Here is a 20,838-nt window from a genome sequence, read left to right on the forward strand (position 1 = left end):
ACCAAACCTGTTCTCTGCAGTCGGATCAGAGAACACTGCAAAACGGGCTTGCGGCCCGTTTTGCGCTGCTCTCTCCCCCGCACGAGGCGGGGGCGAACAAGACAACATGGGGACGGTTACCCGCCCCCACAAGGTCTTTACTTGATTTCGGCGGTCGCGCCCGCTTCGATCAGCTTCTTCAGGGCGGCGTCGGCGTCGGCCTTGGCCACGGCTTCCTTGACGTTCTTCGGAGCGCCGTCGACCAGGTCCTTGGCTTCCTTCAGGCCCAGGCCCGTCAGTTCGCGCACGGCCTTGATGACGCCGACCTTGTTGGCGCCAGCGCCGGTCAGGACAACGTTGAATTCCGTCTGCTCTTCCTTCGGAGCAGCAGCGGCAGCGCCGCCGCCGCCGCCGGCGACGGCCACAGCCGCGGCCGACACGCCGAACTTCTCTTCGATGGCCTTGACCAGATCGTTGAGTTCCATGACGGACATGCCGTCGAGAGCGGTGATGAAAGCGTCCTTGTCGAATGCCATTTTGATTTCCTAACTAAAACAGTGAAATGAGTGGGTGATCTGAACGGGCCTGGATCAGGCAGCCGCTGCGGGCTCGGCCGCCGGGGCAGCAGCTTCTTCGCCGCCACCCTTCTTCTTCGCGACCGCGTCGATGGCGCGGGCGAAGCTGGCGATCGGCGATTGCAGCAGGTTGGCGATCTGCGACAGCAGGACTTCGCGCGACGGGATGTTGGCCAGAGCCTTCACACCTTCGACGTTCAGCGTCTTGCCAGCGTAGGAACCACCCTTCAGAACCAGCTTGTCGTTCGTCTTGGCGAAGTCGGCGATGACCTTTGCCGCGGCGACCGCGTCTTCCGAAAAACCATAGATCAGCGGGCCGACCATGCTCTCCGACGCGCTTTCGAACGGCGTGCCGGCGACGGCGCGACGGGCCAGGGTGTTCTTCAGCACGTGAAGATACACACCCTTTGCCCGCGCTTCGACGCGCAGCTTGTTCAAATGCTCGACGGTGAGGCCACGGTACTCGGCCAGAGCAAGGGTCTGGGACTTGGCGACTTGCGCTGCCACGTCCGCGACGACTGCCGCCTTCTCGTTGCGATTGAGACTCAAGGTCTACTCCTCACATTGAAACGTGCGTTCGAGAACTTCTTCGAAGGCCTCTCCCGCACACCGGAATTCAGCGACCTTGCCTTCACTGCTCTACCGCTTCACCCGTGGCCGACGATTCGCATCGTTCGACCACGCATTCCACTGCTTCTTCAGTTCGGGCGGGACCGCCATCTGCGCTGGCTCGGTTCAGGATTGCTCCCTTGCCGTTTTAAGAGCTCGACTCCTTGCAGAGCCTGGCCCGGCCAGCGGTCTTGGATGGCCTGCCCGTCCTGCGCTTGCGCGCGGGGCGGACAGCCCACCAATTCTTCAACCCCCGCGCGCCAAGACTTAATTGCGCGAGGGATTCGATTCAAATCAGGCGTTGAGCGACTGGGTGTCGACGCGAACGCCGATGCCCATCGTCGACGACACGGCGATCTTGCGCAGGTAGACGCCCTTGCTCGCCGCAGGCTTCGCCTTGGACAGCGCATCGACCAGCGCCGCCAGGTTTTCCTTCAGCTTGTCGGAGTCGAACGAGCGACGGCCGATCGTGCCGTGGATGATGCCGCCCTTGTCGACGCGGAACTGGACCTGGCCGGCCTTGGCGTTCTTGACGGCCGTGGCGACGTCCGGGGTGACCGTGCCGACCTTCGGGTTCGGCATCAGGCCGCGCGGGCCCAGGATCTGGCCCAGGGTACCGACGATGCGCATCGTGTCCGGCGAGGCGATCACGACGTCGAAGTTCAGGTTGCCGCCCTTGATCTGCTCGGCCAGGTCTTCCATGCCGACGACGTCGGCGCCGGCGGCACGGGCTTCTTCAGCCTTGGCGCCTTGGGCGAACACGGCGACGCGCTTGGTCTTGCCGGTGCCGTGCGGCAGCACGACGGCGCCGCGGACGACCTGGTCCGACTTCTTCGCGTCGATGCCCAGCTGGACGGCGACGTCGATCGACTCGTCGAACTTGGCAGTGGCGCATTCCTTGACGATGGCCAGGGCGTCGATGATCGCGTACAGCTTCTGCGTGTCCGCGACCTTGCCTTGCATGGCCTTCTGGCGCTTGGTGAGGTTGGCCATGTTCAGACTCCTTCCACGGTGACGCCCATCGAGCGGGCGGTGCCGGCGATGGTCTTGACTTGCGCGTCGAGGTTGGCGCCGGTCAGGTCCTTGGTCTTGATCTTGGCGATCTCTTCGAGCTGGGCGCGCGTGATCTTGCCGACCTTGTCAGCGTTCGGACGCGACGAGCCCTTGTCGAGCTTGATGGCGCGCTTGATCAGCACGGTCGCCGGGGGCGACTTCAGCACGAACGTGAACGACTTGTCCGCGAAGGCGGTGATCACGACCGGCAGCTTCAGGCCGGGTTCCATCGAGGACGTCTGGGCGTTGAACGCCTTGCAGAATTCCATGATGTTCAGACCACGCTGACCCAGCGCCGGGCCCACCGGCGGCGACGGATTCGCCTTGCCGGCCGGAATTTGCAGCTTGATGAAGCCGACAATCTTCTTTGCCATTAGTTTTCTCCAAATCGACTCAAGGGTGAGTCGTTGAGTTCCAACGCCCAGGGTTGGTTACCTGGGCTCCTCTTGTCCGGTGTCTCGTCACCGGCAGCAACGGGCGAGGTTCACGACGCGGCGCATCGCGCCCCGCTGCGAGCCCCTCGCCGGGCTCAAACCTTCTCGACCTGTCCGAAGTCCAGCTCGACGCCGGTCGCGCGACCGAAGATCGTGACCGAGACCTTGACCTTGGACTTCTCGTAGTTGACGTCCTCGATGGCGCCGTTGAAGTCCGTGAACGGGCCTTCCTTGACGCGCACCAGCTCGCCGACGACCCATTCAACCTTCGGACGCGGCTTGTCGACGCCTTCCTGCATCTGGTTGACGATCTTCATCACCTCGGCCTCGGAAATCGGGGCCGGGCGATTGCGCGCGCCGCCGACGAAGCCGGTGACCTTGCTCGTGTGCTTGACCAGGTGCCAGGACTCGTCGTCAAGCAGCATCTCGACCAGCACGTAGCCGGGGAAGAAGCGACGCTCGGTGACCGACTTCTTGCCGTTCTTCAGCTCGACCACTTCTTCCGTGGGAACCAGGATGCGGCCGAACTTCGCGTGCATGCCGGCGCGCTCGATGCGCTCGCGCAGGTTGCGTTCGACGGCCTTCTCCATGCCCGAATAGGCGTGGACGACGTACCAACGCAGCGGATTGGCCGCGGCGCCTGCGCCTTCTTCGATGGCGGTGCTTTCAGTCATTCGATGAAATCCTTCTTACCGCTTCCAGCCCAGGATCAGGTCGTACAGCACGAATTCGAGCGTCTTGTCCGTGATCCACAGGAACAGGGCCATCAGGAACACGAACGCGAACACCATCGCCGTGTTCTGCAGCGCTTCCTTGCGGGTCGGCCAGACGACCTTCTTGACTTCCTTGACCGACTCCTTGCCAAAGCCGATCAGTTGCTTGCCCGACTCCGACGTGAAGAACGCGCCCACTGCCAGCGCCACGAGCGCGAGCAGCGCGACCACGCGGATCCACAGGTCGAGGCGGCCGAGCGAATAGAACGCCACGATGCCGCCGAGCAGCAGCAATGCGGCGGCGGCGAGCTTGGCCTTGTCGGCGCTCGTGTTGACGGTTTCGATCTGGGAATTGGTAGCCATTGCCTTCACTTGCTGGAAATCTTTCGCTGCGGAACCCGCATCTGGCGCCACCGTTTCCGGCCTCGAGGACTCTCGCCGAACTTGGCGAAAAAGCCCGCGGGGTGATTTCTCACCCGCGGGCCCGTCCTTTTGGCCTTCTCGCTGCGTTGTCCGGCCGTCCGGTTCAGCGCGCTTCGGTGGCAGGGGCAGAGGGAATCGAACCCCCAACCTTCGGTTTTGGAGACCGACGCTCTGCCAATTGAGCTATACCCCTGCAGCTTTCTTCAAAAAGTTCAGGCCGTCTTACTCGATGATCTTGGCGACGACGCCGGCGCCGACGGTGCGGCCGCCTTCACGGATGGCGAAGCGCAGGCCTTCTTCCATCGCGATCGGGGCGATCAGCTTGACCGTGATCGACACGTTGTCGCCCGGCATGACCATTTCCTTGTCCTTGGGCAGCTCGATCGCACCCGTCACGTCCGTCGTGCGGAAGTAGAACTGGGGACGATAGTTGTTGAAGAACGGCGTGTGACGGCCGCCTTCGTCCTTGGACAGGACATAGATCTCGCCCGTGAAGTGCGTGTGCGGCTTGACCGAGTTCGGCTTGCACAGCACCTGGCCACGCTGGACGTCTTCGCGCTTGGTGCCGCGCAGCAGGATACCGACGTTGTCGCCGGCCTGGCCCTGGTCGAGCAGCTTGCGGAACATTTCCACGCCCGTGCAGGTCGTCTTCTGCGTCGCCGAGATGCCGACGATCTCGATTTCCTCGCCGACCTTGACGATGCCGCGCTCGATACGGCCCGTCACCACGGTGCCGCGGCCCGAGATCGAGAACACGTCTTCGACCGGCATCAGGAAGGCGCCGTCGACGGCGCGTTCCGGCGTCGGGATGTACGTGTCGAGCGCGTCGGCCAGCTTCATGATGGCTTCTTCGCCCAGCTCGCCCTTGTCGCCTTCGAGGGCCAGCTTCGCCGAACCCTTGATGATCGGCGTGTCGTCGCCCGGGAAGTCGTACTTCGACAGGAGTTCGCGAACTTCCATCTCGACCAGCTCGAGCAGTTCGGCGTCGTCCACCATGTCGGCCTTGTTCAGGAAGACGATGATGTAGGGCACGCCGACCTGGCGCGACAGCAGGATGTGCTCGCGCGTCTGGGGCATCGGGCCGTCGGCGGCCGAGCACACCAGGATGGCGCCGTCCATCTGGGCGGCACCGGTGATCATGTTCTTGACGTAGTCGGCGTGGCCCGGGCAGTCGACGTGCGCGTAGTGGCGGTTGGCCGTCTCGTACTCGACGTGCGCGGTGTTGATCGTGATGCCGCGCGCCTTTTCTTCCGGCGCCGCGTCGATCTGGTCGTACGCCTTGGCTTCGCCGCCGAACTTCTTCGACAGAACGGTCGTGATCGCCGCCGTCAGCGTCGTCTTGCCGTGGTCAACGTGACCAATCGTGCCCACATTGACGTGCGGCTTGGTCCGTTCGAATTTGCCTTTTGCCATCTTGCGCTCCTAGTCAAGCGTTCGAAAAAAGAGAAGAGGTGGTGCCCATGGCGCGGATCGAACGCGCGACCTCTCCCTTACCAAGGGAGTGCTCTACCACTGAGCCACATGGGCATCGACACTGGCTTGGACACGGGCCTTCGAGCCTTTGTTCAAACCGCTGTCGACAACTGTCGATTTCTTGCTGGTACTTCTGATATCTTGCTGCTGTCCTGCCGGCTACCCCGTGCATCTGGAGCGGGAGACGGGAATCGAACCCGCGTCATTAGCTTGGAAGGCTAGGGTTCTACCATTGAACTACTCCCGCCTGGAGCCTGGGACAGTCTTCGCACACTTGGTGGAGGAGGCTGGATTCGAACCAGCGTACGCGTTAGCGGGCAGATTTACAGTCTGCTGCCTTTAACCACTCGGCCACCCCTCCAGGAGCGAAGCCCGCAACTATACCACACCAAATTCGGGATTGAATAGACCCCCCGGACTCGTCGGCTGCGGCGCAAGTGTCACGACGGCGTCAAGCTCAGCCGTCAAGCGACCACCAGTCGACCTGCCCGGCCGTGGCCGCGAAGTGGCTGCCGTCGGCCATGAATTCGCGCTTGAAGTCCTGCGACGGGTGACGCGCGCGCAGCACGCGCGCCGAAGAGCCCGCCGGACAGGCGGCGTCGAAGAACGCCTGGGCCGGCTTGCCCCACAGCAGGAAGGTCGGCGGCTCGGCGCGGACAGCAAGCACACCGACGATATTGGATGTGAGCGCTTGCCATCCGCAATTCATGTGAGCGCCTGCGGTCCCCACTTCGACCGTCAGCACCGTGTTGAGCATCAGCACGCCCTGGCGCGCCCAGCTGTCGAGCACCCAGCGCTGCGGCGGCTGCCAGCCCGGGCGGTCGGCCTTCATGATCTCGAAGATGCGTCGCAGCGACACCGGCTTGCCGTGCCCAGCCGAGAACGCCAGGCCGGTGGCATGCCCGGGGCGCGGATATGGATCCTGCCCGAAGACGACGACCTTGACGTCCTCGGGCGCCAGCAGGCGCAGTGCGCGGAATGGATCGGGCGGCGCGATCTCGCGGTCGCCCGAGACCGCCTTCACCGCAGCGACGACCGCCTGCTCGGCCGCGGGCGTCCAGCCCGTCAGCAGCGCGCGCCAGGCGGCCGGCAGATGCGCGAACGCCGCCGGCAGGTCGTCGGCGCGATGCACCTGCGGCACGCCGGCCTGCTCGGCCGCATCGCCGAACGGCAGGTCGGATTGTCCGCTCACGGCTTGGGCGCGCCGAACAGCGCCTCGAGCGCGACGCCGGGATCGGCCGCGCGCATGAAGGCCTCGCCGACCAGGAAGGCATGCACGCCCGCCGAGCGCATCGTCGTGACGTCGGGCCCGGCGAGGATGCCGGACTCGGTGACCAGCAGGCGATCGGCCGGCACCGCGGCCATCAGGCCCAGCGTCGTCTGCAGCGTGACCTCGAAGGTGCGCAGGTTGCGGTTGTTGATGCCGACGAGCGGCGTCTTCAGGCGCAACGCGCGCTCGAGCTCGGCGCCGTCGTGCACCTCCACCAGCACGTCCATGCCTTGCTCGAACGCGGCGTGCTCGAGCTCGGCCATCTGGCTGTCGGCCAGGCAGGCGGCGATCAGCAGGATGCAGTCGGCGCCCATCGCGCGCGCCTCGACGACCTGGTACGGGTCGATGATGAAGTCCTTGCGGATCACCGGCAGCGCGCAGGCGGCGCGCGCGGCCCTCAGGTAGTCCTCATGGCCCTGGAAGAACTGGACGTCGGTCAGCACCGACAGGCACGCCGCGCCGTGCTTCGCGTAGCTGGCGGCGATCGCGGCTGGATCGAACTGCTCGCGCAGCACGCCCTTGCTCGGGCTGGCCTTCTTGATCTCGGCGATGACCGCGGCGTCGCCGCGCGCCACCTTCGCGCGCATCGCGGCGGCGAAACCGCGCGGCGCGGACTGGCCGCGCGCGAGCTCGTGCAGGTCGGCGGCGCTGCGTTTCGGACGGGCGGCGGCGAGCTCCTCGCGCTTGACCTCGACGATGCGTTGCAGGATGTCAGACATTCGGCTTCAACTTCTGCGTGACGGCCACGAACTGCGCCAGCTTGGCCTGCGCCGCGCCGGACGCCACGACCTCGCGGGCGCGCTTGACGCCGTCGGTCACCGAGCCGGCCACGCCGGCGCAATACAGCGCGGCGCCGGCGTTGAGCAGCACGACGTCGCGGATGGGCCCGTCCTCGTTGGACAACGCGCGCCGGATGCAGGCCACCGACTCCTGCTGGTTGGCCACGCGCAGCACGCGCGAGTCGTACACCGGCAGCCCGAAATCGCTCGGATGCACGACGTACTCGCGCACCTCGCCGTTGTTCAGTTCGCCGACGAGCGTCTCGCCCGACAGCGACACTTCGTCCATGCCGTTCTGCCCGTACACGACCATCACGTGCTCGGAGCCCAGGCGCTGCAGCACGCGCACCTGGATGCCCACGAGATCGGGATGGAACACGCCCATCAGCTGGTTGGGCGCCCCGGCCGGATTCGTCAGCGGACCCAGGATGTTGAACAGCGTGCGCACGCCCAGCTCCTTGCGGACGGGCGCGGCGAACTTCATCGACGCGTGGTGGTTGGGCGCGAACATGAAGCCGATGCCGGTCTCCTCCAGGCAGGTGGCGACGAGTTCGGGCGACAGGCTGATGTGCGCGCCGAGCGCCTCCATCACGTCCGCGCTGCCCGAGGTCGACGACACGCTGCGCCCGCCGTGCTTGGCCACGCGCGCGCCGGCGGCCGCGGCGACGAACACCGAGGCGGTCGAGATGTTGAACGTGTGAGAACTGTCGCCGCCGGTTCCGACGATGTCGACCAGGTTCGTGCGATCGACGACCGGCACGGGCACCGCGAACTCGCGCATCACGGTGGCCGCGGCGGTGATCTCGCCGATGGTCTCCTTCTTCACGCGCAGCCCGATCGCGATGGCCGCGATCATCACCGGCGACATCTCGCCGCTCATGATGCGGCGCATCAGCGCCAGCATCTCGTCGTGGAAGATCTCGCGGTGTTCGATGACGCGGGTCAGCGCCTCGGTGTCTGAAATCGGCATGCGAATCCTTCAGTGGGAGGCGCCGACGGCGCGGCGGATCTCGGCGATCGCGCGGTCGACGCCGGCGGCATCGACATCGAGATGGGTGACGAAGCGCAGTTTGTACAGGCCCGTGCAGAGCACGCCGCGCGATCGCAGCTGGTCGACCAGCGAGTCGTGCTCGCCGCCCCACTTCGCCGCCGTGCGCGCGTGCACGAGCGCGGGCGCGAGATCGACGAACAGGATGTTGCTGGCGGGCGGCGTGAAGGTCAGTCCGTCGATGCCGGCGAGGCCGTCGGCCAGGCGGCGCGCGTTGGCGTGGTCGTCGCGCAGGCGCACGACGTGGTGGTCGAGCGCATGCGAGGCGGCGGCCGCCAGCAGCCCGGCCTGGCGCATGCCGCCGCCGGCCATCTTGCGCACGCGTTTCGCGCGGGCGATCAGCGCCTTCGAGCCGACCAGCGCCGAACCCACCGGCGCGCCCAGGCCCTTGCTGAAGCACACCGAGACGCTGTCGAACAGGTCCGCGATGGCGCGCGCCTCGGCATACGGATCGCTGCCGTTGGCCTCGGCCTGGACGACCGCGGCGTTGAACACGCGCGCGCCGTCGAGGTGCGTCGCCAGGCCGCGCCTGCGCGCCAGCGCGGTCGCGTCGCGCAGGTAGGCCATGGCCAGCGGCTGGCCGCCGAAGGTGTTCTCCAGGCACAGCAGACGCGTGATCGCGAAGTGCGCGTCGTCGGGCTTGATCGCGGCCTCGATGTCGGCCAGCGCCAGCGAGCCATCGGCCTGGTGCGCAATCGGCTGCGGCTGGATCGAGCCCAGCACCGCGGCGCCGCCGCCTTCCCAGCGATAGGTGTGGGCCATCTGGCCGACCAGGTACTCGTCGCCGCGCTGGCAGTGGCTCATCAGCGCCGCGAGGTTGCTCTGCGTGCCGGTGGGCATGAACAGCGCCGCCTCCTTGCCCAGCAGCGCGGCGATGCGTTCCTGCAGCGCGTTGACGCTGGGGTCGTCGCCGAACACGTCGTCGCCCAGCGGGGCGTTGAACATGGCGTCGCGCATCGCGGCGGTGGGCCGCGTGACGGTATCGCTGCGGAGGTCGACGATCGTGCTCATTGGACTTGGCTCAGGTTGAGGAAGTTGCGCAGCATCGCGTGCCCGTGCTCGGACAGGATGGACTCCGGATGGAACTGCACGCCCTCCAGCGGCGTGCGCGTGCCGGCCAGCTCGCGATGGCGCACGCCCATGATCTCGCCGTCCTCCGACCGCGACGTGACGACCAGCTCGGCCGGGCAGGTTTCCGGCTCGATCGCCAGCGAGTGGTAGCGGATCACGCTGAACTCGCGCGGCAGGCCGGCGTAGACGCCTTCGCCGTCGGTCGTCAAAGTGCTCGCCTTGCCGTGCATCTGGCGCTGCGCGCGCACGATGCGGCCGCCCAGCGCGGCGCCGATGCTCTGGTGGCCCAGGCACACGCCCAGGATCGGCAGCTTGCCGAGGTAGGCCTGGATCGCGGGCACGCACACGCCGGCCTCGGCGGGCGAGCACGGCCCGGGCGACAGCACCAGGTGATCGGGCTTCATCGCGCCGATCTCCTCCACGCTGATCTCGTCGTTGCGCACGACGCGCACCTCCTGCCCGAGCTCGCCGAAATACTGCACGAGGTTGAACGTGAAGGAATCGTAGTTGTCGATCATCAGAAGCATGAGCGTTCCTGGGTCTGGCTTTGACTGACTCGGGTGTCCGCAGGGCGCGGAGCGGTCAATCGGGGTCTCTCGTCAGCCGCGCTGGTCCGCGGCTCGGTCAGACAGGACGCGCGCAGGGCGGCGCGACCCGGGCCGGGATCTTCACCAACGCCAATGGCCGGTGTGGAAGATGGTCGAGAGCTGCTTCATGTCGAGACCATTCTAAGCGCGCTGCACGGCCCTTGCCTTCTCGGGGCTGCAAGCGTGTCTCTTCGCACGAAAGGGCCCGTGGATTGATGTCAGCCCTGATCGCGCGTCCGTCGTGCGATGGCTAGGATGGAGCAATGCCCAAGCACCAAGACTCCTCAGCCGACAAGCCGGCGGCAGGCGCCCCGTTCGCCCAGCTGGCCGAGGCCTTGCGCGCGCGCCCCCTGCCGCGCAAGCCGCGCCGTCACGGCGAGCCCGCCGACGCCGAGGCCGCCGCGCAGCAGCCGCCGACCGTCGAGGAGCAGCTGGATCGTGCCGAGATCTGCTCGCGCTCGGGCCGCCTCGACGACGCCATCGCGATCTGCAACGCGCTGCGGCCCTCGCTCGTCGCCGGCAACGATCCGCAAAGCCTCGGCTGGTGCGATTTCGTGCTGGCGCTGAGCCACCTGAACGCCGGCCGCGCCAAGGAAGCAGTGATCGCGGGCTACCGCGCCATCGGCAAGCTCCCGCCCGGCACGCGCCTCATGCGCAGCCTCACGATGCTGGCCTCGGCCGTCGCGCGCACCGGCGACGCCACCGGCGCGCTGGAACTGCTGGAGCGCGCCAAGCAGCAGCTGCCGCTGGTGGAGAGCGCGCGCGACCGCTGCCTGTTCTGGGCCAACTGCGGCACCACGTACCACGGGCTGGGCGACGCGCACGAGGCGATCCGGCACTCGATGATGGCCGAGAGCATGCTGGGCGAATTCGACGACCCGTACGTGCATTCGGCCATGCGGATGAACCTGCTGGTGCAGCGCGTGGGCCTGGCGGTGGCCGGCTGCAACGGCGTCGAGACGCCGGAGCTCACCGAGCTGTTCGGGGCGTTCGCGGCGCATGCGGAACGCCTGGTCGCCGCGGGCCAGCACTATCCGGTGGCCAAGGGCAGCGAGGACATCGCCGACGCCTACATCGCGATCGGCCAGAACGAACAGGCGCGCGAGACGCTGCTGCTGGGCATCAAGTCCGCCGACGCCGCCAAGGCGAGCCCGGATCGCGGCGCGCTGGAGCTTCGCCTGGGCCGCCTCGAACGCATGGCCGGCCAGTACCGGCGCGCGTCGGCGCACATCGGCCTGGCGCTGGAACTGCTGGCCCAGGGCGAGCTGCTCAAGGAACTCGCCGAGGCCCACCTCGAGAACAGCCTGCTCAACGAGGAGCGCCAGCACTGGCGCGCGGCGCTGGACAGCTACCGCGAATCCGCGCAGATCCGCGAGCGCCTGCTGATCGCGCAGTCGGACGCGCGCGCCCACGCGCTCACGGTGCGGCTCGAGCTGGTGCGCGGCAGCACCGCCGGCTGACGCTCACTGCAAGGTGGGCGTCGTCGGCAGCGTCACCTGCCGGTACGCCTTCAGCTTGTCGAGCTTGGCGGCGTAGAGGTCGTGGTCGGTGCGCTTGACGGAGTTCTCCAGCGCGAGGGCGAGCTCGCTGCGCGCCTCGTCGACGCGGCCCAGGCCGAAGTCGGCCACCGCCAGCCCGTAGTGGAACTCGTGGTAGTCCGGCTCGCGGTCGATCTCGCGCTTGAACATCGCGCGGGCCGTCGCGTAGTCGTGCGCCTTCAGCGCCGCCTCGCCGAGGTTGTAGAAGTAGAACGGCGGGTACGGCTCGATCGCCGCCAGGCGCTTGTCCACTGCCTCGGCCTCGGCCACGCGGCCGAGCCGGCGCAGCGACTGGGCGTCGTTGGCCAGCATGCGCGGGTTGTCGGGCACCAGCGCCAGGACAGCGTGCAGCACGGTCTCCGCACGAGCGACGTCGCCGTGGCGCATGTAGACCACGGCCAGCGTGTTGTAGGCGCTGAGGAACTTCGGGTCGAGCCGCACGGCCTCGCGGGCGCGCCAGTAGGCGTTGTCGATCTGGCCGGCCACCAGCGCCTCGGCGGCGCGGTTGTTCATGTACATCGCCAGGACGGTGTTCTCGTGGATCGGGCGCTCGTGCAGGCCGGCCGTGTCTTCCTGCGGCAGGAAGTCAACGGTGAAGGTGCGGTAGCGATCGACCCGGGCGACCGTCTCGGCGAACGGTCGATCGAGCTGCAGGTTCACGTGGCCGCTCATGAAATACATGTCGCCGCTGCGCGTCCACATTTCCTCGATCGTGGCCTGCTGGAACGTGACGTTCAGCCCCATCGCCTTGGCGAAGGCGCCCGTCATGATCACCAGCGACAGGCAGTTGCCCTGGCGCGCCTCGAACGCCTCGGCCGCGTTGCGCGTCATCGAGGCTTCGTATTCGAGCTGCAGCTTGCTGCGGTTGTAGAGCGCGTCGGTGAGCGCGCCGGCCAGGCCTTCGGTGCGCGCCAGCGGCAGGATCTTGTCGTCGATGTAGGCCAGCATCGCGGGCGTGAGCCTGAACACCTCGGCCGGATCGATCGGCTCGGTGGACGGCGCGAAGCTGGCGTCGTCGAAGAAGCTCGGCGCCTGGGCGACGAGGTTCTGGCTGTCCGGGCTGGCGCACGCGCCCAGCACGAGCGGCAGGACCAGGCAGGCGAGCCGCAGCAGGCGCGCCGGGCCTGCGGGAAGAGCTGACGAGCGACGCTGGAACATGATGACCTCCTCGTGCGCGCCATCCGCGAAAAACGGGCGCGGAACAATCGGACTATGCGCGTTTCGCGGACGTTGGCAAGTCTCGAAAGGCCTCTAGAAGCCTTCCTCGACCAGCTCGGCCGCGCGCAGCAGCGCGCGCGCCTTGGCCTCGGTCTCGCGCCATTCCATCTCAGGAACCGAATCTGCCACGACGCCGGCCGCGGCCTGCACATAAAGCGTGTTGTTTTGCACGATGCCCGTGCGAATCGCGATGGCCACGTCCATGTCGCCCGCGAAGCTCAGATAGCCGCAAGCCCCGCCGTAGATGCCGCGCTTGACCGGCTCGAGCTCGTCGATGATCTCCATCGCGCGGATCTTGGGCGCGCCGCTGAGCGTGCCGGCCGGGAAGGTGGCCCGCAGCACGTCCATGTTGCTCAGGCCCGGCTTGAGCAGGCCCTCGACGTTGCTGACGATGTGCATCACGTGCGAGTAGCGCTCGACGACGAACGCGTCCGTCACCTTGACGCTGCCCGTCTGCGTGATGCGGCCGATGTCGTTGCGCGCCAGGTCGATCAGCATCAGGTGCTCGGCGCGCTCCTTCGGGTCGGCCAGCAGCTCCTGCTCGGTGGCCGTGTCGGCCTCGGGCGAGGCGCCTCGCGGGCGGGTGCCGGCGAGCGGGCGGATCGTGATCTTCTCGCCCTCGGCGACGTGCTCGTGGCGCACCAGGATCTCCGGCGACGCGCCGACGATCTGGAACGTGCCCATGTCGTAGAAGTACATGTAGGGCGACGGGTTGAGCGAGCGCAGCGCACGGTACAGGCTCAGCGGCGATTCGGTGTAGCGCTTCTGGAGGCGCTGGCCGACCTGCACCTGCATCATGTCGCCCGCCGCGATGTACTCCTTGGCCTTGAGCACGGCCTCGATGTAGGCCTCCTTCGAGAACTCGCGCTGCACGGCGTACGACGGCCCGCGCCTGACGGCGGGCGCCGTCACCGAATAGCGCAGCTTGTCCGACAGTTCGCCGAGCCGCTTCTTCGTTGCGAAGAAGGCGTCCGGCATCGAAGGATCGGCATAGACGATCAGGTAGAGCCGGCCGGAGAGGTTGTCGATGACCGCCAGCTCCTCGGTCTGCAGCAGCAGGATGTCGGGCGTGTCGAGGCCGCCGGGCTTGGTCGTGCCGGCCAGCTTCGGCTCGATGTAGCGCACGGCGTCGTAGCCGAAGTAGCCCGCCAAGCCGCCGCAGAAGCGCGGCAGGCCCGGGCGCAGCGCGACCTTGAAGCGCTTCTGGAAGGCCTCGATGAATTCGAGCGGGTTGCCGTCGTGCGTCTCGACGACCCGGCCGTCGGTGACGACCTCGGTGCGCAGCCCCGTCGCCTGCACGCGCGTGCGCGCCGGCAGCCCGATGAACGAGTAGCGCCCGAAGCGCTCGCCGCCGACGACCGACTCCAGCAGGAAGCTCTGCGGCTGTCCGCCGGCGAGCTTGAGGTACAGCGACAGCGGTGTCTCGAGGTCGGCGAAGGCCTCGAAGATCAGCGGGATGCGGTTGAAGCCCTGGGCGGCGAGGCTCTTGAATTCGAGTTCGGTGATCACGGTGGGGAAGACTCCGTTGGCCGGATGCGCCGCGACGGCGTTGCTGGAACAGGTCGCGGGCGCCGCGGCGAAGATTCTCGACGCCGCTGCGCGGGCGCAGGCGTGACGTCGTCCAAGGTGCACGCGCGCCGGCAAGGTGCCACCGCGGTGCGGCGCCGGCACCGCGACGGTGCCCGGAGGGCGGGTCGGCGGCTAGGCGCGTGCGTTCATCACGAACGGCGTCGCCAGACCCAGGCTCCCTGGTCGTGCGACCGCACCGCGCATGCTTTCACGGCGGTGCAGGAGAGGAGGAAGCCTTCGGACATGCGAGCCAGTTTAGCCGAAGGAATCGAGCCCTTGCCAGCGCGCAGCCCACGCCGTCCGGACGCCCGGGCTTCCGGCTTGGCGAAGACGCAGCGAACGCAGCGCGTGCTTCCCTCGTGCCGAAATCGACCGAGGGTTATCCCGAGGGCCCCGCTCGACCATGGAAGTTGCATAGTGACGTAATGCGCATTCGGCGGCGTTTGGCAATCCCTTTTCCACGGCATAGGCCTTGCATGCCGTTACTTGTCGCTAGACTTCGCTGCCTCGCTGTGATTTCCGTCGTTGGGACGCAGCCGGGATTTCCAGAACCACGACGTGTCACCTGAGCACGACCGCCATGACTGAGTTGAGATTCATCGCGCGCTGCGTCCTGATGCTGGCCTGCGCCGCCGCCAGCACGGCGACGATGGCCCAGGTGATCGCGCCGTCCGCCGCCGCATCCGCCGCCGCCGACAAGGCCCAGAAGGAAACCGACCGGACCATGTACTGGATCCGCGTCCTCGCGACGACGCCGGCGCCCAAGCCCGCCGCCGCGCCGCGCCCCGTCGTCGCCCCGGCCGCACCGCAGACCAAGGTCGCCGCGGCACCCGCCCCCGCGCCCGAGCGCGTGAAGGTCGCCGCCGCGGCGCCGTCCTCGACCTCGGCCGACCTCGCCAACGCGGCCCCGGCTTCGGTCGTCGTCCCCGCGCCGTCGGCCGCCACCGCGCCGTCGCTGGCCGCGGCCACCGGCGCCACGGGCAACCCCAGCGCGATGAGCACGGGCGGCGTCGACGCGGGCGTGTCCTCGGCCGGCGTCGCCGGATCGCTGGTCGCCCCGAGCGCATCGGCGCCGCAGATCGACGTGCCCGTCGCCGACGAAGAGCCGGATCCGGGCCTGATCATGACCAAGTCGGCCGACCCGCAGTTCCCGATCAACACGATGCGCCGCCTGCGCAAGGGCGAGGTCGAAGTGAAGTTCGAAGTCGGCCCGGACGGCGTCGTCGACGTGGTCACCGTGATGAAGTCCACCAGCCCGAGCCTGAACGCCGCGGCCGTCGACGCCGTGCGCCAGTGGCGCTTCAAGGCGACGCCCAAGGGACACACGGCGCTGGTCGACCTGGCGTTCAACCTCGACTCCTGACCCCGCTTCGCGCGGAGACAAGGCGGCCCGCGGGCCGCCTTTTTTCATGGCGCGGCCGGCGTCAGAACAACGCGTCGAGGCGGTCGACCACGCGATCGGGCCGCGCCGCGGCCACCGGCTCGCCGTGGTTGTAGCCGTAGCTCACCAGCACGACGGGGCAGCCCGCGGCGCGCGCGGCCTCGCAGTCGTTGCTCGAATCGCCCACCATCAGCGTGTGCGCCGGCGCGGTGCCGAGCGCCTCGCAGGTCTTGAGCAGCGGCAGCGGATCGGGCTTGTGGCGCTCGAACGAATCGCCGCCGAAGACGTGCTCGAACAGCGGCAGCAGGCCCTTGGCCTCGAGCAGCGCCAGCGCGAACGCGCGCGGCTTGTTGGTCACGCAGGCCAGGCGCCAGCCGCGCGCGCGCATCGCGGCGAGGCCTTCGAGGACGCCGGGATAGACATCGGCGTGCAGTCCGTTGATGTCGGCGTAGTGGCGCTGGTAGTGCGTCCACGCGGTGTCCAGCAGCTCGGGCGCGCCGCCCGCCTGCGCGAGCGTCTGCCGCAGCAGGTGCATGCTGCCGCGGCCCACGGTGCGCATGATGAACCCGCGGTCGACCGGCGGGAGTTCGAGTTCGGCGAGCGTGCGCGCCAGCGCCTGCTCGAAATCGCCGACGGTGTCGACCATCGTGCCGTCCAGGTCGATGATGGCGGCGGCGATGCTTGGAAGGGACAGGCTCATTGCTTGCTTGAACGCCCGTTCGGGCGGGTTGGAGCCGATGGAGTCGGCGGCGGATCGGTGCAATTCTCGCAAGTGCGAAAGGCGGCGCAAGAGGGGCGCTTCCGGAACGCGAGGAGTTGGGACATGTCTGGCGACTTCGCGCAGAGGCGGCACGCTTCGCGCCATCCGGCGCATTGCCTGCACGACGACGACTTCGTCCGGCTGGAGCGGCTCGCGGCTCGCCGTCCCGCATGGCTCGCCCCGCAGGTCACGCTTGCCTGGCACCTGCGCCAGCGCGATGGCCGGCGCGCGCGCGAGATCGCCGACGCCATCGCCCCCGCGCTCGCGGCGCGCACCGACCGCTCCGGCCGGCGCATGGCCGCCCGGCTGACACTGGCGTGCGCCGAGGCGATGTCGCTGGCGCTCGAGATCGCCGAGGCCGACCGACTGCTGGCCGACGCGAAGGCGCAGTTCGAGGGCCTGGACGACGCCATCGGCGTCGGCGACTGCCTGCTGCTGGACGCCCAGAACTGCCGCATCTGGGGCCGCGGCGACCCGGTCAAGGCCTCCGAGGACGCGTACCAGCAGCTGCTCGCGCAGGGCGACGAGGTGCGCGAAGGCATCGCGCTGGCGGAGATCGCGACCGGCATGCCGGGCCTGACCGCCGCCAGGGCGACGCGCATGGCGCAGCTCGAGGCGTGGCTCGCGGCGCGGCCCGGCATCGCGCTGCGCGGCCCCGAGCTCTATGCGTCGATCCCGCGCGGCTCGGTGGAGTTCTATGCCGGGCGCTTCGCCGACATCGTCTCGCACCTGAGCGTCAACATGCAGCGCGCCGGCGCGCTGGGCCTGCCGCGCGTGCAGGTGCACCTCGCGCTCAATTGCGCGATCGCCCACGAGAGCCTCAACGACATCCTCGCCGCGATCACCCTGCGCGAGGCCGCGCTGGCGACTTCGCGCGAGCACGGCTGGCCGGCCTACGTCGCCCACTCGCTCGCCGCGCTGGCGCGCAACCACCAGATGCTCGGCAACCAGCGCGCGCGGCTGGAACTGCTCGAGCGCGCGTGTGCCGACCTGGAGCCGATCGGGTCGTCCTTCAACGCGGTGGTCGCGCAGATCCATCTCGGCGAGGCGCGCCTGGCCGTGGGCAACATCGACGGTGCGCTGGAGATCTTCCAGCTCGCGCACGAGCACGCGTCGGCCCGGCACTTCGACGTGTTGCTGCCGCGGACGATGGCCGGCGTCGGCCGCTGCCTGGCCGCGCGCGGCGACTTCGAGGAGGCGCATCGCCTGACGCTGCGCGCCTACGAGCAGGCGCCCGGGCACGACACGCAGAGCCACACGCTGGAGGCGCTGATCGACCTGCACCTGCAGGCGACGCTGCCGGAGCCGCCCGCGGTGTTCGCGCCGACGCCCGCGCTGCACTACCTCGCGCTGCTGTCGGAGCTGACGGCGGTGTCGACGGGCAGCCTGCCCAGCGCGCGCCATCTGTCGCAGTCCTCGCGCGCCTGGGAGCAGGCCGGCGACCTCGCGCGCGCGCTGGCCTTCGAACGCCAGGCCAGGACGGCCGTCGAGAACGAGAACGCGCGCAACGCCACGCAGGCGATGGAGGCCGTGCAGGCCCGCCACGAGGCCGAGACCGCGCGGCGCGCGCGCCAGCTGCAGCAGGAGCTGGCGGCCGCCGAGACGGCCCGCGTGCGCATCCTCGAGCAGGCGATCGCGACGCTGGACCGGCTCGGCCAGATCGGCCAGGAGATCGCGGGCAACCTCGACCCCGACCGCGTGTTCGAGGCGCTGGCCACGCACGTGGGCTCGCTCATCGCGTCCGACCTGCTGATGATCTACATGTTCGATGCCGAGAGCAACGAGCTCGTCGAGACGTTCCGGATGAACCAGGGCGTGCGCGGCAGCGCGGCGCCGCTGCGCATCGCGCTCGACCACCCGCAATCGCTCGCGGCGCGCTCCGCGCGCGATCGCCGCGAATATCTCTACGACCACGCGCACAACGTCCTGCCGACGCTGAAGCTGCCCGAGATGGCGCCGCCGACCACCGGCCTGTTCGGGCCGTTGATGGTCGGCGACAAGCTGCTGGGCGTGCTGACGATCCAGTCGCGCACGGCGCTCGCCTACGACGAGCGCGAGCGCCTGATCTTCCGCACGCTGTCGGCCTTCGGCGCGATCGCGCTCGACAACGCGCTGCAGGCGCGCGAGCTGCGCGACGCGCGCGCGGCGGCCGAGTCGGTCAGCCGCGTCAAGAGCGAGTTCCTCGCCAACATGAGCCACGAGATCCGCACGCCGATGAACGCGATCATCGGGCTGTCGGCGCTGGCCGTGAAATACGACATGCCGCCGCGCGTGCACGACTACCTCGTCAAGATCAAGCGCAGCGGCGAGCACCTGCTGGGCATCATCAACGACATCCTCGACTTCTCCAAGATCGAGTCGGGCAAGCTGCAGGTCGAGGCGCTGCCCTTCGAGCTGGAGGCGGTGCTGGACAACGTCGTCAACCTGCTGTCCGAGAAGGCCGACGCCAAGGGCCTCGAGCTGCTGTGGGTGATGGACCCCGCGCTGCCGCGGGTGCTCGTCGGCGACCCGCTGCGCATCGGCCAGATCCTCATCAACTACGCCGGCAACGCCGTCAAGTTCACCGAGCGCGGCGAGGTGCGCATCGACGTGCGCGTCGAGCAGGCCGACGAGGGCGAGGCGCTGCTGAACTTCTCCGTCACCGACAGCGGCATCGGGCTGACGCCGGAGCAGGCCGGCCGCCTGTTCACGAGCTTCGAGCAGGCCGACAAGTCGACGACGCGCGAGTACGGCGGCACCGGCCTGGGTCTCGCGATCAGCAAGAACCTCGCGCAGGCGATGGGCGGCGACGTCGGCGTGCGCAGCGTCGACGGGCAAGGCAGCACGTTCTGGTTCACCGCGCGGCTGGGCATCGGCTCGGCCGACAAGCTGGTCGTGCGCCCCGGCATCGAGCTGCACGGCAGCCGCGTGCTGGTGGTCGACGACCACGAGGCCGTCGCGCTGGTGCTGTGCGAGCTGCTGACGGAGCTCGGCTTCGAATCGCACAGCGTCGGCTCCGGTCGCGCCGCGGTGGCGCGCGTGCTCGATGCCGACGAGCACGGCGTGCCCTACGACTTCCTGCTGATGGACTGGATCATGCCCGGCATGGACGGCCTCGAGGCGATCCGCGCCATCAGGGCCGTGCGGCCGCAGGCCATGCCGCTGATGCTGATGGTCACCGCGCACCGCCGCGAGGAGCTGGTGGCGCGCGCGCGCCTCGAGGGCGTCGAGCACGTGCTGTCCAAGCCGGTCAGCCCGTCGCTGCTGGTCGACGCGATGATGCAACTCGTCGGCCACCCGCCGCGCCAGGCCACGCCGGCCGAGCGCGAGGCCTCGAGCCGTGCACTCGAGGCGCAGCTCGCGCCACTGCTCGGCGCGCGCATCCTGCTGGTGGAGGACAACGAGATCAACCAGCAGATCGCCGCCGAGATGCTGCGCGACGCGGGCTTCGAGGTCGACATTGCCGACAACGGCCAGGTCGGTGTCAACCAGGTGCACGCGCGCCACGCCGAGGGCCGGCCCTACGACCTCGTGCTGATGGACATGCAGATGCCCGTGATGGACGGCGTCAGCGCGACCCGGCTGATCCGCGAGACCCTCGCGGCCGACGCGCTGCCCATCATCGCGATGACGGCCAATGCGATGGCCGCCGACCGCGACCGCTGCCTGGCCGCCGGCATGAACGGCTTCATCAGCAAGCCGGTCAGCGCCCAGGCCTTGTGCCGCGCGCTGCTGGGCGCCATCAAGCCGCGCCAGGCCGCCCCGCCGACGGCCCGCGCGAGCGCGACGCCGGTGGCCGCCGCGCCCGCCGCGGCGCCGTCGCCGCTGGATGCGCTGCGCGCGGTGCCCGGCCTGGACGTCGACGCCACGCTCGCCAGCACCGGCATCAGCGCCCGCTTCTACGCCGGGCTGCTGCGCAAGTTCGTCGTGCAGCAGGGCGGCGCGCTCGACAAGATCGCGCAGTCGCTGCAGGCCGGCGACCGCGCGGGCGCCACGCGGCTGGCGCACACGCTCAAGGGCGTGGCCGCGGGGCTGGGCGCGCGGGCGCTGGCGGCGTCCGCGGGCGAGCTGGAGCGCGGGCTGCGGCAGGACGACCCGGCCGAGGGCCTCGACGACGCGATGGCGCACGCGCGGCAGCTGCTCGCCGCGCTGGTGGCGGCGCTCGAGGCGGCGCTCGCACCGGCCTGATCGGGCCCTCTCGACGGCAGCCGGCGATTGACAGGGTCCCCTCGATGCCGGATAGTGAATCGCGTTCGCAGAGCCGCCTGCACCGGCCGGAGCGCAAGATCAGAGCGTCGTCGTTTCAGGGAGGGCCTGAACCGGGAAATGCGCAGCCGCAGGGCGGCGGCTTTCGAGAACGTCCTGCATGCCCTGGAGGG

18 protein-coding genes and 4 tRNA genes are annotated in these 20,838 nt (G+C 68.8%); 3 read left to right on the forward strand and 19 right to left on the reverse strand.

What is annotated here, in order from left to right:
• Positions 1 to 137 precede the first annotated feature (137 nt).
• From rplL to LPC04_RS08695, 16 genes are all read right to left on the reverse strand, one after another.
• Positions 138 to 515, reverse strand: coding sequence for a 50S ribosomal protein L7/L12 (gene rplL / locus LPC04_RS08620; protein ID WP_275681767.1), 378 nt, complete (start codon positions 513 to 515; stop codon positions 138 to 140).
• 54 nt (positions 516 to 569) lie between these two features.
• Positions 570 to 1,103, reverse strand: a complete 534-nt coding sequence (gene rplJ, locus LPC04_RS08625; RefSeq protein WP_275681768.1) for a 50S ribosomal protein L10 — start codon at positions 1,101 to 1,103, stop codon at positions 570 to 572.
• 354 nt (positions 1,104 to 1,457) lie between these two features.
• Positions 1,458 to 2,156 (reverse strand): 50S ribosomal protein L1, encoded by a 699-nt coding sequence (rplA, locus tag LPC04_RS08630; protein ID WP_275681769.1) that lies wholly within the window; start codon positions 2,154 to 2,156, stop codon positions 1,458 to 1,460.
• Positions 2,157 to 2,158: 2 nt separating this feature from the next.
• Positions 2,159 to 2,590: a 50S ribosomal protein L11 gene (rplK, locus tag LPC04_RS08635; RefSeq protein ID WP_275681770.1), complete on the reverse strand. Its 432-nt coding sequence runs from the start codon at positions 2,588 to 2,590 to the stop codon at positions 2,159 to 2,161.
• A 155-nt stretch (positions 2,591 to 2,745) separates the two neighbouring features.
• Positions 2,746 to 3,324, reverse strand: coding sequence for a transcription termination/antitermination protein NusG (nusG, locus tag LPC04_RS08640; RefSeq protein WP_275681771.1), 579 nt, complete (start codon positions 3,322 to 3,324; stop codon positions 2,746 to 2,748).
• Positions 3,325 to 3,339: 15 nt separating this feature from the next.
• A complete protein-coding gene (gene secE, locus LPC04_RS08645; RefSeq protein ID WP_275681772.1) occupies positions 3,340 to 3,726 on the reverse strand; it encodes a preprotein translocase subunit SecE in 387 nt (128 codons plus the stop codon).
• Positions 3,727 to 3,903: 177 nt separating this feature from the next.
• Positions 3,904 to 3,979: transfer RNA gene (locus LPC04_RS08650), tRNA-Trp, on the reverse strand.
• 29 nt (positions 3,980 to 4,008) lie between these two features.
• Complete coding sequence (tuf, locus tag LPC04_RS08655; protein WP_275681754.1) at positions 4,009 to 5,199, reverse strand: elongation factor Tu; 1,191 nt, start codon at positions 5,197 to 5,199, stop codon at positions 4,009 to 4,011.
• Between the two features lie 39 nt (positions 5,200 to 5,238).
• A tRNA-Thr gene (locus LPC04_RS08660) sits at positions 5,239 to 5,313 on the reverse strand.
• Positions 5,314 to 5,432: 119 nt separating this feature from the next.
• Positions 5,433 to 5,506 (reverse strand) — tRNA-Gly (locus tag LPC04_RS08665).
• 28 nt (positions 5,507 to 5,534) lie between these two features.
• Positions 5,535 to 5,620 (reverse strand) — tRNA-Tyr (locus LPC04_RS08670).
• Positions 5,621 to 5,716: 96 nt separating this feature from the next.
• Positions 5,717 to 6,451 (reverse strand): uracil-DNA glycosylase, encoded by a 735-nt coding sequence (locus LPC04_RS08675; protein WP_275681773.1) that lies wholly within the window; start codon positions 6,449 to 6,451, stop codon positions 5,717 to 5,719.
• Positions 6,448 to 7,248 carry an indole-3-glycerol phosphate synthase TrpC gene (trpC, locus tag LPC04_RS08680; RefSeq protein WP_275681774.1) on the reverse strand — a complete coding sequence of 267 codons (801 nt, stop codon included), beginning with the start codon at positions 7,246 to 7,248 and terminating at the stop codon, positions 6,448 to 6,450. Before trpC ends, LPC04_RS08675 begins: the two co-directional genes overlap by 4 nt.
• On the reverse strand, positions 7,241 to 8,278 hold the full coding sequence (gene trpD, locus LPC04_RS08685) for an anthranilate phosphoribosyltransferase (protein ID WP_275681775.1): 1,038 nt from the start codon (positions 8,276 to 8,278) through the stop codon (positions 7,241 to 7,243). Before trpD ends, trpC begins: the two co-directional genes overlap by 8 nt.
• 9 nt (positions 8,279 to 8,287) lie before the next feature.
• Positions 8,288 to 9,367: a low-specificity L-threonine aldolase gene (gene ltaE / locus LPC04_RS08690; protein WP_275681776.1), complete on the reverse strand. Its 1,080-nt coding sequence runs from the start codon at positions 9,365 to 9,367 to the stop codon at positions 8,288 to 8,290.
• Positions 9,364 to 9,954, reverse strand: a complete 591-nt coding sequence (locus LPC04_RS08695) for an anthranilate synthase component II (RefSeq protein WP_275681777.1) — start codon at positions 9,952 to 9,954, stop codon at positions 9,364 to 9,366. The genes ltaE and LPC04_RS08695 overlap by 4 nt, the downstream gene beginning before the upstream one ends.
• A gap of 323 nt (positions 9,955 to 10,277) precedes the next feature.
• Between LPC04_RS08695 and LPC04_RS08700 the strand changes: the two genes are divergently transcribed.
• Positions 10,278 to 11,474, forward strand: coding sequence for a tetratricopeptide repeat protein (locus LPC04_RS08700; protein WP_275681778.1), 1,197 nt, complete (start codon positions 10,278 to 10,280; stop codon positions 11,472 to 11,474).
• 3 nt (positions 11,475 to 11,477) lie between these two features.
• Here LPC04_RS08700 and LPC04_RS08705 read toward each other — a convergent pair whose 3' ends face one another.
• Positions 11,478 to 12,710 carry a tetratricopeptide repeat protein gene (locus tag LPC04_RS08705; RefSeq protein ID WP_275681779.1) on the reverse strand — a complete coding sequence of 411 codons (1,233 nt, stop codon included), beginning with the start codon at positions 12,708 to 12,710 and terminating at the stop codon, positions 11,478 to 11,480.
• Between the two features lie 93 nt (positions 12,711 to 12,803).
• A complete protein-coding gene (gene trpE / locus LPC04_RS08710) occupies positions 12,804 to 14,279 on the reverse strand; it encodes an anthranilate synthase component I (RefSeq protein WP_275681780.1) in 1,476 nt (491 codons plus the stop codon).
• 640 nt (positions 14,280 to 14,919) lie between these two features.
• On the opposite strand from trpE, the gene LPC04_RS08715 reads away from it, so the two are divergent.
• The gene (locus LPC04_RS08715; protein ID WP_275681781.1) at positions 14,920 to 15,702 is read left to right on the forward strand and encodes a TonB family protein; all 783 of its coding nucleotides are present in this window, start codon (positions 14,920 to 14,922) and stop codon (positions 15,700 to 15,702) included.
• A gap of 61 nt (positions 15,703 to 15,763) precedes the next feature.
• On the opposite strand, the gene gph is transcribed toward LPC04_RS08715, so the two are convergent.
• Positions 15,764 to 16,420, reverse strand: coding sequence for a phosphoglycolate phosphatase (gene gph / locus LPC04_RS08720; protein WP_275681782.1), 657 nt, complete (start codon positions 16,418 to 16,420; stop codon positions 15,764 to 15,766).
• A 123-nt stretch (positions 16,421 to 16,543) separates the two neighbouring features.
• On the opposite strand from gph, the gene LPC04_RS08725 reads away from it, so the two are divergent.
• Positions 16,544 to 20,647 (forward strand): response regulator, encoded by a 4,104-nt coding sequence (locus LPC04_RS08725; RefSeq protein WP_275681783.1) that lies wholly within the window; start codon positions 16,544 to 16,546, stop codon positions 20,645 to 20,647.
• The last annotated feature ends 191 nt before the right edge of the window (positions 20,648 to 20,838 follow it).

The organism is Scleromatobacter humisilvae (assembly GCF_023231945.1).
Classification (GTDB): domain Bacteria; phylum Pseudomonadota; class Gammaproteobacteria; order Burkholderiales; family Burkholderiaceae_C; genus Scleromatobacter; species Scleromatobacter humisilvae.

What these genes read in the sequence shown, in the direction of transcription:
- rplL (WP_275681767.1), bottom strand. Translation starts at nt 515, where the DNA reads ATGGCATTCGACAAGGACGCTTTCATCACCGCTCTCGACGGCATGTCC.
- rplA (WP_275681769.1), bottom strand. Translation starts at nt 2,156, where the DNA reads ATGGCCAACCTCACCAAGCGCCAGAAGGCCATGCAAGGCAAGGTCGCG.
- rplK (WP_275681770.1), bottom strand. Translation starts at nt 2,590, where the DNA reads ATGGCAAAGAAGATTGTCGGCTTCATCAAGCTGCAAATTCCGGCCGGC.
- nusG (WP_275681771.1), bottom strand. Translation starts at nt 3,324, where the DNA reads ATGACTGAAAGCACCGCCATCGAAGAAGGCGCAGGCGCCGCGGCCAAT.
- secE (WP_275681772.1), bottom strand. Translation starts at nt 3,726, where the DNA reads ATGGCTACCAATTCCCAGATCGAAACCGTCAACACGAGCGCCGACAAG.
- tuf (WP_275681754.1), bottom strand. Translation starts at nt 5,199, where the DNA reads ATGGCAAAAGGCAAATTCGAACGGACCAAGCCGCACGTCAATGTGGGC.
- trpC (WP_275681774.1), bottom strand. Translation starts at nt 7,248, where the DNA reads ATGTCTGACATCCTGCAACGCATCGTCGAGGTCAAGCGCGAGGAGCTC.
- trpD (WP_275681775.1), bottom strand. Translation starts at nt 8,278, where the DNA reads ATGCCGATTTCAGACACCGAGGCGCTGACCCGCGTCATCGAACACCGC.
- ltaE (WP_275681776.1), bottom strand. Translation starts at nt 9,367, where the DNA reads ATGAGCACGATCGTCGACCTCCGCAGCGATACCGTCACGCGGCCCACC.
- LPC04_RS08695 (WP_275681777.1), bottom strand. Translation starts at nt 9,954, where the DNA reads ATGCTTCTGATGATCGACAACTACGATTCCTTCACGTTCAACCTCGTG.
- LPC04_RS08700 (WP_275681778.1), top strand. Translation starts at nt 10,278, where the DNA reads ATGCCCAAGCACCAAGACTCCTCAGCCGACAAGCCGGCGGCAGGCGCC.
- LPC04_RS08705 (WP_275681779.1), bottom strand. Translation starts at nt 12,710, where the DNA reads ATGTTCCAGCGTCGCTCGTCAGCTCTTCCCGCAGGCCCGGCGCGCCTG.
- LPC04_RS08715 (WP_275681781.1), top strand. Translation starts at nt 14,920, where the DNA reads ATGACTGAGTTGAGATTCATCGCGCGCTGCGTCCTGATGCTGGCCTGC.
- gph (WP_275681782.1), bottom strand. Translation starts at nt 16,420, where the DNA reads ATGAGCCTGTCCCTTCCAAGCATCGCCGCCGCCATCATCGACCTGGAC.
- LPC04_RS08725 (WP_275681783.1), top strand. Translation starts at nt 16,544, where the DNA reads ATGTCTGGCGACTTCGCGCAGAGGCGGCACGCTTCGCGCCATCCGGCG.